The sequence below is a fragment of the Ruminococcus sp. RTP21198st1_G1_RTP21198_201120 genome (assembly GCF_040924265.1).
GTDB lineage: Bacteria > Bacillota > Clostridia > Oscillospirales > Ruminococcaceae > Hominimerdicola > Hominimerdicola aceti.
In genome coordinates this window covers 68,079-79,068 of the sequence record NZ_JBCOMH010000004.1, presented here as the reverse complement: position 1 = coordinate 79,068, position 10,990 = coordinate 68,079, and the positions used below count along the sequence as shown (strand labels likewise).

9 protein-coding genes and 1 pseudogene are annotated in these 10,990 nt (G+C 48.0%); all 10 read right to left on the bottom strand.

From position 1 onward, the window contains the following. Positions 1 to 206 precede the first annotated feature (206 nt). The 10 genes and pseudogenes from AB5627_RS03770 to AB5627_RS03725 all read right to left on the bottom strand — a co-directional run bounded on the left by AB5627_RS03770 (position 207) and on the right by AB5627_RS03725 (position 10,956). Positions 207 to 551 (bottom strand): TnpV protein, encoded by a 345-nt coding sequence (locus AB5627_RS03770; RefSeq protein WP_265290403.1) that lies wholly within the window; start codon positions 549 to 551, stop codon positions 207 to 209. After that, a complete protein-coding gene (locus AB5627_RS03765; protein ID WP_368369683.1) occupies positions 548 to 2,434 on the bottom strand; it encodes a DUF4368 domain-containing protein in 1,887 nt (628 codons plus the stop codon). The genes AB5627_RS03770 and AB5627_RS03765 overlap by 4 nt, the downstream gene beginning before the upstream one ends. A gap of 87 nt (positions 2,435 to 2,521) precedes the next feature. Then, a pseudogene (locus AB5627_RS03760) lies at positions 2,522 to 3,475 on the bottom strand (type IV secretory system conjugative DNA transfer family protein); the annotation flags it as partial. Continuing rightward, a complete protein-coding gene (locus AB5627_RS03755; RefSeq protein ID WP_212821606.1) occupies positions 3,472 to 3,933 on the bottom strand; it encodes a PcfB family protein in 462 nt (153 codons plus the stop codon). The pseudogene AB5627_RS03760 and the gene AB5627_RS03755, both read right to left, overlap by 4 nt. A 68-nt stretch (positions 3,934 to 4,001) precedes the next feature. Then, positions 4,002 to 4,949, bottom strand: a complete 948-nt coding sequence (locus AB5627_RS03750; protein ID WP_265290404.1) for a helix-turn-helix domain-containing protein — start codon at positions 4,947 to 4,949, stop codon at positions 4,002 to 4,004. Positions 4,950 to 4,969: 20 nt separating this feature from the next. Then, entirely contained in the window at positions 4,970 to 5,185 is a 216-nt protein-coding gene (locus tag AB5627_RS03745; RefSeq protein ID WP_016413686.1) for a hypothetical protein, read from the bottom strand. 272 nt (positions 5,186 to 5,457) lie between these two features. Then, the gene (locus AB5627_RS03740; protein ID WP_022286653.1) at positions 5,458 to 6,411 is read right to left on the bottom strand and encodes a carbohydrate kinase; all 954 of its coding nucleotides are present in this window, start codon (positions 6,409 to 6,411) and stop codon (positions 5,458 to 5,460) included. A 14-nt stretch (positions 6,412 to 6,425) separates the two neighbouring features. Continuing rightward, positions 6,426 to 7,796: a glycoside hydrolase family 32 protein gene (locus AB5627_RS03735; protein WP_118053821.1), complete on the bottom strand. Its 1,371-nt coding sequence runs from the start codon at positions 7,794 to 7,796 to the stop codon at positions 6,426 to 6,428. Between the two features lie 55 nt (positions 7,797 to 7,851). Next, complete coding sequence (locus tag AB5627_RS03730) at positions 7,852 to 9,789, bottom strand: PTS beta-glucoside transporter subunit IIBCA (RefSeq protein ID WP_118053818.1); 1,938 nt, start codon at positions 9,787 to 9,789, stop codon at positions 7,852 to 7,854. Between the two features lie 165 nt (positions 9,790 to 9,954). Next, on the bottom strand, positions 9,955 to 10,956 hold the full coding sequence (locus tag AB5627_RS03725) for a LacI family DNA-binding transcriptional regulator (protein WP_117958002.1): 1,002 nt from the start codon (positions 10,954 to 10,956) through the stop codon (positions 9,955 to 9,957). Positions 10,957 to 10,990 lie beyond the last annotated feature (34 nt).

Here is a 10,990-nt window from a genome sequence, read left to right as displayed (position 1 = left end):
TTAAACCTCCTTTGAATAGGTAACAGACACACGATTGCCCAAAATACTAATATGGATTTTTTCATACAACCACATTCTCTTGTTAGATTCTAATTTTCCGTTTTCTTTATTCGCATAAATTGTACCATAAAACTTGTGAACAATTCTACCGTCATTTTTGAATATATGAGAAAAGTCCGAACAGTTTTCTGCCCGGACTTTCTCGCTCAATCATAAATCAATTCCACTTTCACAATCTCCTCTGCCTGTGCCTTGCAAGCGTTCATCTGCCGCACCCATTCCATTTGGTTTTCGGCTTTCAGTTGCTCGGTCACGCCGTTTTGCTCTGCCAGTGACCGCACGATCAGCTCCATGCGGTTTCGTGCTGTTTCGTCAATCTCGGCGCAATGCTCAAAGAGCTTGTCGGATAGCACCAGCTCATTGAACAGTATCGGACGGTGCATTTCCAGATACGCCTTGCGAAGTCTGCCGTAATGTCCGAGGGGCTTGGTCTTGCGGATAACGATGTTCGGGATAAGATAATCTCCGTTCTGTGTGTAAGTGATATTCATGCTGTTTGTACTCCTTTCATCGGCTCTCTCTGCGGTAAACTGCTGACAGGGACGAACACGCCCTTTGCAATGTCCTCCGCACGAATGGCGGCTTTCTTAGCTTCAATTTCTGCCTTTTTCCGCTTCTTGATTTTGTCCTCGTATCGCTTCTGCGCTCCGCTGGCTTTCCGCTTCAAGTAGTTCTGATGAAGCCTGTCCTTGCGTTCCTCACGCTTGCGGATTTCCTCTAATTCCTCCGGGGTCAGCTCCGCTTCTCCAAACGCCGGGGGAACGAATCGCCCAACAAAATTGAAGTAAATCTCGACCTCCTGTGTGGTCTGAATACTGCCCTTGCGGTCACGCTCATGCACAAGGATTTTCTCAATAAACTCATTGAGCATGGCAATCGTCAGCTTGTCGAAGTTCTCATACTTGTCAATCAGAGCGATAAAACGGTCAGCGTCCTTTTCGTGCTTCTCGTAGCTCTTGATAGCCTTTTCCAGAACAGAGATTTCAGCGGTAAGCTCGGTCTGCTCCTTTTCATATTGAGCGTCCAGAGTGGCATATCTGCTGTCAGACAGCTTTCCTAAAATGTTGTCCTCATAGATTTTACAGAGCAGGACTTCCAGCTCGGAAACTCTCTGCTTTGCGGTGGCAAGGCGTGTCCGCTGTTTCCTGACCTCTGCCGTCTGCTGGCTGGACTGCGCTTCCTGCACCACACGGACAAACTCGGCTCTGTCATGCTTCGCATACTCGGCAATAGCTTTCAGCATTTCGGAAACAAGGGACAGTACCACATCTTCATTGATACGGTGCTGTGTCGTGCAGAGCTTTCCAACTGGGACTTTGCTGTATTGGGAACAGGTATATTGAAAAATACGCTTGCCGTTGTTGGTACGGTGGACATACATCTTGCCGCCGCAATCGGCACAATAAAGCAAGCCTGTGAGGGGAGCTGCTTCGCCCCAGCCGTCCGGGTAGCGTCTGACATTCCCACGGATTTTCTGCACAAGGTCAAAGGTCTGCTGGTCAATGATAGCTTCATGGGTATTCTCGAAAATTGTCCATTCGTCCTCCGGGACATAATGGCTTTTCTTGTCCTTGAAGTGCTTTCGGGTCTTGAAGTTGATGGTGTGTCCCAGATATTCACGCTTTTCAAGAATGTTGCAGATGGTGGAAGAACCCCAGCCGTACACATCTTTGAAGGTCTTATTTTTGTTCACGCCCTCGCCGTGCCGGGCAAGGTAAGCGGACGGAATGAGGACTTTTTCTTCTTTCAGCTTGCTGGCGATCTGATACGGACCGTAGCCGTCAATCGTCATGGCAAAGATGCGCTTGACCACCTCGGCGGCTTCGGGGTCAACCAACCATTGGTCTCTGGCTTCGTTCCAAAGATAGCCGTAAATGACCGTGCCTGTGAGGTGCTTGCCGGACTTGCCTTTGGACTGGAAAGTGGAACGGATTTTACGGCTGGTGTCTCTGGCGTAGTATTCGTTCATAATGTTGCGGAAAGGGGTAAAATCATCGTCCCCTCTGGCACTGTCCACGCCGTCATTGATGGCGATAAGGCGAACGCCACGCTGACGCAGGATTTCCATAATCTGACCGACTTTCAGATAGTCACGACCCATGCGGCTCATGTCCTTGATGCACAAATACTCCACATTCCCGGCTTCCACTTCTTTCATCATTGCTAAAAATCCGGGACGGTCAAAGCAAGTACCACTAATGCCATCGTCCGTGAAATGGACAATGTTTGTAAAGCCCTGCCGTGCGGCGAACTCCTCCAACATTGCCTTTTGATTGGATATGGAATTGCTCTCACGCTGTTGGTCATCATCTTTGCCAAAGTCATCACGGCTCAGTCGTTCGTACAGAGCTGTGATTTTCTCATTTTTTCTCATAACTTGCGCTCCTTTCTTCGGTTTTAGGTTGTGTGTTCTAAGAGACTTCCCAACCGCTTGATTAAGAAGTCTTTTAGAGCATACAACACCAGCAGCCAATTTGTACTTGCGGTATTGCTTCACCGCGAAATGCTCCGGCTCGCGTTCCTCCAATCGGTCAAATAGAAGATCCACGGGATTTTTATAATCCTCGTCGTCCTCGCGGGTATCGCTGGCATTTATCATGTCAAGCAGGGTGATGAAGTTCTTTTCTTCCTCCGGCGCTTCGTAGTGGATATAGCCGATCAGCGCCGTGTAATAAAGGCGCTCCGCTTTCACCCAAAAATCTTCGGTGCTTTGTGCGCCCTCGCCCTTGGTATTGACAATGATGGTGTTGACCAACTTCAAAATGTCTTTCTCCGTGCGCAAATACGCAAAGGGGTTGTAGTGCATACTCTTGGAAAAGTTGATAGTGTTGAGAACGGCAATGCGGTATTTTGCCCGCTGCAAAAGCTGTCCCACTTCGCAAATCAGGCTGCCTTTGGGGTCAGTAATGACATACGAACTGTGAAGCTGCATGATATTGGGCTTGCAGAAAAACCGTGTCTTTCCGCTGCCAGAGCCGCCGATGACAAGAATATTCTTGTTTCTTGCGTTCTTCGGGTCTTTGGGGCGGTTGGACATCATCAGCCGTTCCGTCTGCGTCAGCAGCACATTGTTGTCAAAGACGGGATCAATGAACGGCTTGATGTCTGCCGCTGTGCCCCAACGCGCCGTGCCGTACTCCATGCCCTTGCGGTATTTCTTGGCGTTCTTCTGCTTGGAGTAGACCACCAGCCGGATAATCACGGCTGCGGCAAGCCCAATCAGCAGATCGGTGGGATGGAAGCTGGGGGCGGCACTTGCAAAGGCTGCGGAGAAGCCCTGCCCGATATGTAGCAGCTTCCCGGACATATCCGCACCCTGCGCCAGCCGGAACGCCTGCCCGACCTTTCCAAACAGATAGGCAAAAGCAAGATATGGAAGATGGAGTATGATTTGCTTTTTGATTTCCGGCTTCATCGGTCGATCCCCCTGTCCATATTTTTCACCTTGTCCCGCTTGGCGGTCTGAGCGGCTTCGGCCTTCTTCTCGGCAAGGTCGCGCCGCACAGAGGGCTTGCGCTCCTTATCCAGTTTTTTCTTGGAAAACTCCCGAAACGCTGCCGTCAGCACGTCCGCGTCCCGTCCCTTGAAAAACACAAGGTATCGGTCATCTGCCTTTTTCAGTGCAAAATCAATGCCGTATTTCTTCGCCGTGCTTTCAAAGGCTTTGATATTCGCATCGGTGATTTCGATATTGGAAACGCCTGTGCCATGCCGCATAAGCTGTTTCAGCGTTTGCTTGCCGCGATGGGGCGTGTCCCTTGCCTTGCGGTAGAGCTGCAAGAGCTTCCGCAGCGCGGCTTGCAGCACCTTTCCGTCCAGCTTTGCCGTCTTGATTGCAAGGGCAATCGTCTTTCGGGTTACTTCTTCCTGCAACGGTCATCACTCCTTTCGATTTTTCTGCCGCAGTCAGGGCGGGCGCACCCGCCAGATCAGCCATATTCTCATAGGCTTTCGTCAGGCGAACAGGAATAGTCCGGGATGCCAGATTTCGGCTTTCCCCAATCAGGGCTTGCCATGTCGTGCGCGACAAGGGCGGTATAGTAGTTGTCGATGGTGGACGGAGCGTTGAACAGCACCGCCCGCAGATATTGCTTGATGTTGCGGATCTTCGTAGTGTTCTCCCGCATACAGTCCATGACAAACTCGATGTGGCTGCTGTTCAGCTTCAAGAATTTGCTCTTTACCAGCTCGGCAGGGTAATCGTCGCCAGCGATGCGGAGCGTCTTTCGCGCAGAGCAGACAGTTTCCAGCATAAGGTCTACGATCTCGTCCAAACGCTCTTTGTCCATTTTCGGGTTCTGCGTGAGCGTGTCATACTCGATATTCTCCATGATGATTTCACGGTAAATATCTACGGCACTCTGTTTGAACGCTTCCGTTCCTTTCCGTTCCGGCGCAGCCCCGCAAGGTGAGGGGTCAGGGGAAAGGATAGGAAAGGAATCGGTATTTGATAGATCCGTAATTGATTTTTCTTTCTTTGATAAGTTAGTTCTTGATCTATCTTTATTTAATTGCGTTGGATTTTCCGACGTCGGATTATCCGTTGTCGGATTTTCCAACATCGGTTTACCCGGTATTGGATTTTCCAACACCGGCTGCGGCTGCTCATAGATGGTGTATTCGATAGCAGTCATTTTGCCTTTTTCATCGCGTCCCTGCCGCCGCAGGATATATCCGGCTTTTTCAAGCTCCCATACAGCGGTGCGGATCGCGTCGATGCTCTCACGGTTGATATGGGACAGCCCCGCAAGGGTATAGTCCCAATCCTCCGGCAAGGACAGCATTTGCGATAACAGCCCCTTGGCTTTCAAGGTCAGCTCCTTGTTTCGCAGATGGTGGTTTGACATGACGGTGTACCCGCTGTTGCGCTCCACCCGAAATACTGCCATAGGTTATCAACTCCTTTCGCTCACTTCGCCGTGCCGCGCCGGAGGGCGGTCAGCTTGCCCGGCTCATACGGACATTCCGCGTACACACAGAACTGGTACTTCCAATGCGGACGGTAAAAGTGACAGGTATTGCAATCTTCACAGTCGGCACAGCCGCCGTTTTCGTAGCGGTCAAAGCCGGGCTTTCCCCGCATAAGCATTTCAAACGCACGGCTGCTGCCGTTCGTAAAGTACATTGTGGCTGCACCTCCTTTCAGATTTGGGCAGAAAAAACGCCGTAGACTTTTCTCAAAATCTACGGCGTGGGCGTATGCGAAAAGGGATGCTGCCTTGCGGTAACATCCCTTTTGACGCTTGGTTATTCAATTTTTGAGCTAACCTGTTTGCCCTCTGCCCTTAAAAGCGTTGATTTTACTGGGTTCCTGCTTGTTTTCCTATGTCAACGCTCTTAAAGGGGAAGGCTTTGTTTTAAGGAAATGTATTATTAAAGGATAATTATTATGCAAATTTATATAAATTCTATTTTTCTGTAGGAGTCGATAGCGCCCTGGTGTTTAACGCTTTCACCGCAGAATTTATTTGAAAACGCTATACAGCGTTCTAGCTGTGCATTGTCAAGGTCACAAAGACCTTCGGCGGTCACATTGAGAGTTTTTAGTGCATATAGGAACGAGCCTATAAATCCGTCCCCTGCACCTGTTGTGTCAACTGCTTTCACCTTTTCGCTCTCTGCAAATGCCTGAGCGTTATTGGTGAAAGCATATGCTCCCTCTGAGCCGCAGGTGTATATCACAAGCTTCACATTGCCTGTGAAAAGCTTTGGCAGAGCGGCTTTGATGTCGTTTTCACCTGTGATAAATCCAAGCTCTTCGTCTGATATCTTCACAATGTCAGCCATTGGTATAAACTCATTCACGGTATCATGCAGAGCTTTCTTGTCGTTCCAAAGAGGAAAACGCAGATTAGGGTCAAAGCTTATCATTGCGCCTTTTTGACGTGCATAGGCGATAGCCTTTTTGTGTGCGTCTTTCATCGGAAAATCTCCAAGGGAAACACTGCAAAAATGCAGTGCGTATGCGTCCTCAAACCATTCCTCTTTTACCTGCTCCGCTGAAAAAAGCATATCTGCGGAGGGCTTTCTGTAGAATGAGAACGTCCTGTTGCCGTCATTTTCAAGGCTCACAAAAGCCAAAGCTGTGTTCGCCTTGTCGGTGAAGCTCACAAGGGAAGTGTCGATTCCAGCCCTTGCAAGGTCGCCTGCTATCTTTCTTCCGAATGGGTCATCACCAAGCTGAGTGATAAATTTCGAGCTTCCACCAAGGATAGTGAACGCTCCGCAGACGTTTGCAGGCGCTCCGCCGCTTTTAGGGCTGAAAGCTGTTACTTCTTCAAAGGCACAGCCTGTCTGTGCAGGAATAAAATCTATCAGTGCTTCGCCAATGGCAATAAGTGTGTTTCCCATTGCAGTTCCCCCTCTCAGATGTCCCAGACCTGTGCCTCAAAGCCGTTTACTTTAAGCTTTACGCTGTCATTATCGGGATATATTCTTGTTGACATCACAGTTTCGCCGTCATTGATATATACCTCAATGCTTGACATATCTGCGATAACTCTTATGTTTCTCACGCTGTCTATCTCTGCGTTTCTTACCGTTCTGCCACAGCCGTATTTTTCATCGGTAAATCTCATTGAAAAAAGCTGCTTTTCTTTATCAAAGCTAAGTTCAAGCTTACCGTCAAATGATATGCTGAAGCTGTCCGCAGGCTCGCCGTCAAGCTCAAATGGCAGAGGATATTCTGCAGTTTGACCGCTGCTCTGACGGCGTGCGTTGCTTTTAAGCTCGTCAAATTCAGCTATAGGCTGCTGTCTGAGCTTGCCGTTGGGTGCAACAGTTACAACTCTCGGTATGGTAAGGCAGTGCTGCCAGCCAAGTTCAGTTGTGGCATTGCCGTAGACCTTGTTATCCATGCCAAGCCAGCCTATGAGTATCCTCCTGCCCTGTGGGTCAAGGAACGTCTGCGGTGCATAGAAATCAAAGCCCATGTCCCATTCGGTAAAGTCACCGAGAACGCTGTCCTCAAGCTTGCCCTGAACAGTGAAGTAGCCTGATTCGTTAAGGTTCTGCCACTTTGTTTCATAGTGAGGCATACCCTGCGGGCAGGTGCTTAAAAAGCCCTTGCCGTCTATCTCGAAATAGTCAGGGCATTCCCACATATAGCCGTAGCCCTCTTTGTATACCTTGCCGGCGTATTTCCAGTTTATAAGATCGTCAGATTGGTATACAAGCACACAGCCCTCGTCGTCAAGAGTTCTTGCACCGAGCACCATTTTCCATATGTCGCCCTCTTTCCACACCTTTGGATCTCTCACATGGCATGAGCAGAAATCAGGGTAGTCGCTGTTTCTGAGAAGTACCTGCTTTTCACTCATTTTGCTTCCGTCTGTGGTGGTGACGTGGATAACGTTCGCACCTCTGCCGGCTTTGACATAATCATAATCGCCTATCATCTTCACATTACCTGTGTAGAAAATATGCAAAACACCGTCATTTTCAATGGCGCTTCCTGAGTAAACACCGTGGCTGTCCTCAGGAATGTCAGGCATCATAACTGCTCTGTCATAAGTCATGTGCATAAGGTCGCTGCCGTGATAATGTCCCCAGCCTCTTGGCGTGTGACCGTCAGCGGCAATTGGGCTGTACTGAAAATAAACATGATATTCGCCCTTGTAAAAGCTCAGACCGTTCGGGTCATTGAGCCAGCCGTCTGGCGGTTCGATATGAAATCTCTGACGCCATTTTGCGTTCTTTATTCTTTCTCTGTTTTCCAGTTTTTCTTTGTTATCCATTTATATCCTCTCCTTTTAATGCGTTGACTATAATTATTGACGGTTTGTCTGTACTTTATGCGTTTACCTTTATTAGCTTATCTCCTATAGTCACTTCTGTGCCTTCTTCTGCAAGCTCCTCAACGGAGGCAAATTCGTCTGAATTGCCCACAAGAACAGGTGTGATAGTCTGATAGCCCTTACTCTTTATAAAGTCCATATCGAAAGTGATAAGCGTCTGTCCCTTTGTTACTCTGTCGCCCTCAGAAACGTAAGCCTTGAAGCCCTCGCCTTTAAGTTCAACTGTGTTTATTCCAACGTGGATAAGAAGTTCCTTGCCGTTGTCAAGTGTCAAACCAACTGCATGGAAAGTGTCAAAAAGCGTTTCGACCTTGCCGTCGTCAGGTGCAACGACCTTGCCCTCAGTAGGTTCTATTGCCGCACCAAGACCAAGTATGCCTTGTGCAAAGGTCTGGTCAGGAACGTTTTCAAGCTTTACAGCCTTGCCGCTAAGCGGAGCTGTGATAATGCCGTCATCTGCTACGTCTGCATTTTCAGCCTTTGTTTCGATAGCCTGTGCAGGCTGTTCAGCCTTTTCTGTCTTGTTTTCGGAAGGCTTGTTCTCATTTCTTATCTGCTCGTTGTTCGTGCCGAAAAGCCAAGTAAGAGTGAATGCAACGCCCATTGCTACAGCCATTGAGATTATATACTTCACTGGGTGGTTGAGTGTAAGAAGTATTGCAAATATTCCTGTTACACCTGTTGCAGTTGCGCCAAGGTGGAGGATAGAAGCGACCATTGCTCCGCAAGCGCCGCCGATAGAGCCGAATATGAAAGGCTTTACAAATCTAAGGTTTACACCGAATATTGCAGGCTCTGTGATGCCAAGCATACAAGACAGAGCAGATGGATAAGCCATTGATCTTATCTTATTGTTCTTGCTTCTTACTGCCACTGCAAGGCAGGCAGCTCCCTGAGCCATATTTGCGGCAGATGCCAGAGGCAGCCAATATGTCGCACCATATTTAGCAAGCTGACCAATGTCGATAACAGTGTACATATGATGTATACCGCCAACAACTGTTGTTGAATAGAAACCGCCCATTATGAACGAGCCAATGCCGAATGGGATAGTGATAAGCTTCTGAACGCCTGTGATAATGCCATTTTCAAGGGCAACGAATACAGGACCGATAAAGGTGTAAACGAGGAAAGCTGTTACTGTAAGGCTCACAAGAGGTGTAACGAAAAGGTCGACAATGTCAGGCACTTTCTTGTGAAGCTTTTTCTCCATAGTCGCAAGAATGAATGAAGCGATTATGATAGGAATTACATGACCCTGATAGCCTACCATGTGAACGTTGAACAGACCAAATATGGAGAAAGTCTGCTCATATCCGTTTGTGGAAACTGTCCATGCGTTTTGCAGGTCAGGGTGGATAAGGAACATTCCTATTACCGCACCAAGATAAGGGTTGCCACCGAACACCTTAGTTGCAGAATAGCCAATAAGTATCGGCAGGAATGTGAACGCTGCATTTGAAAGCAGTTTGAATATTGTGAAAACATATCCATTTGTGTCAAGGGAGATAAAGCCGTTTGAAGCCATGAAATTCAAAGCTTCCATTATTCCCATGATAAGACCGCCTGCAACGATAGCAGGGATTATAGGTACGAATACGTCGCCGAGAGTTTTGATAAGTCTTTTGAACCAGTTCTGCTTCTGAGCCACCTGAGCCTTGACTTCGTCCTTTGAAGAGGCTTCCACGCCTGCCTCTGCGATAAATTCGTCATAGACCTTGTTTACCGTTCCGGTGCCTATGATGATCTGAAGCTGTCCTGAAGCTTCAAAAACGCCCTTTACAACATCAATGTTCTCCAGGGTATCCTTTTGTATCTTTGAGTTGTCTGCGATTATAAGTCTTAATCTTGTGGCACAGTGTGCGGCACTGACCAGATTTTCCTTTCCGCCTATAGCAGAAAGTATCTCACGAGCTGAACTTCTGTGATCCATAATATCCCGTCCTTTGCTTGCTTTTTTATTATTTTGTCCGAACTATGTTATTTTATCAGTTTCATCATTTATGTGATACCGATTTCATTAACTATATTATAACCCATGACAGTGCATTTGTCTATTGACAAATAATATAAACTTACAAGGCGGTGTTACAAGGTTTCACACAGTTTCACATTTTTTCTCTGTGGACTCACGCTCTTCCAGCTCAAAATCGAGCGTCAGTGTCCTTGGTATAGAGCTTTCTCGTTTAAGTGAATTGAGCAGCATTTGTGCCGCTTCTATGCCTGCGGTGCGATAATGAAAATGCACAGAGGTCAGGGGAGTGGACGTGACATTACAAAGCTGAGAGTCGCCAATACCTGCTATCATTATATCCTCTGGTACTTTCAATCCCTGCTCACGGCAGGCAAGGAGCGCGCCTGCGGCAAGACTGTCGGTGGCACAGAAAATGTGGTCGTACCTTCTGCCGCTTCTCAGTAATGTCAAAGCCCTTTTGTAGCCTGAGTCCATTTTAAATTCAGCCGTCTGCATATCAGACTTTTCAATGTTGATGCCGTTGTCAGAAAGGGCGTGGAGAAACCCGTCTTTTCTTGCCTGACCTGCCGCCTTGTCCTGCTCGGTAACACCGATAAAAGCGGGCTTTTTGCAGCCTTTGTCAAGCATAAGCTTCTCTGCGGTATAGGCGGCTTTGTAATCGTCATGACAAACGCAGTTTGCACCCTTGTATTCCTGTCCCACAATTACCACCGGCACACGCATTTTTTTCAGCACAGCGTCATGGAGCGGAGTGAAAACAGAAGCCAAGAAGATAACTCCGTCAACACGATTGCTTCGGAAAAGCTCCAGATATTCCACTTCTTTCTTTGGGTCGTTGGCAGAGTTCACAAGCAAAAGCTGATAGCCCTGCTCACTGAGTACCTGACTTATTCCCTCTACCTCTCTTGCACAGCTCTCGCTTGAAAGCTTCGGTATAATAACTCCCACAAGCTTTGTCACCCTTGTTCTCACGTTCTGCGCCTGAACGCTTGGGGCATAGCCTGTGGCTTCTATGGCGGCTTCAATAAGCCTGCGCTTTTCTTCACTCACATAGCCGTCATTGAAATATCTGCTCACAGCAGATTTTGATACTCCTGCGGCTTTTGCAAATTCGGTAATGTTCATTGCTCGTCACTCCTTTTATTGTATTATACCACTG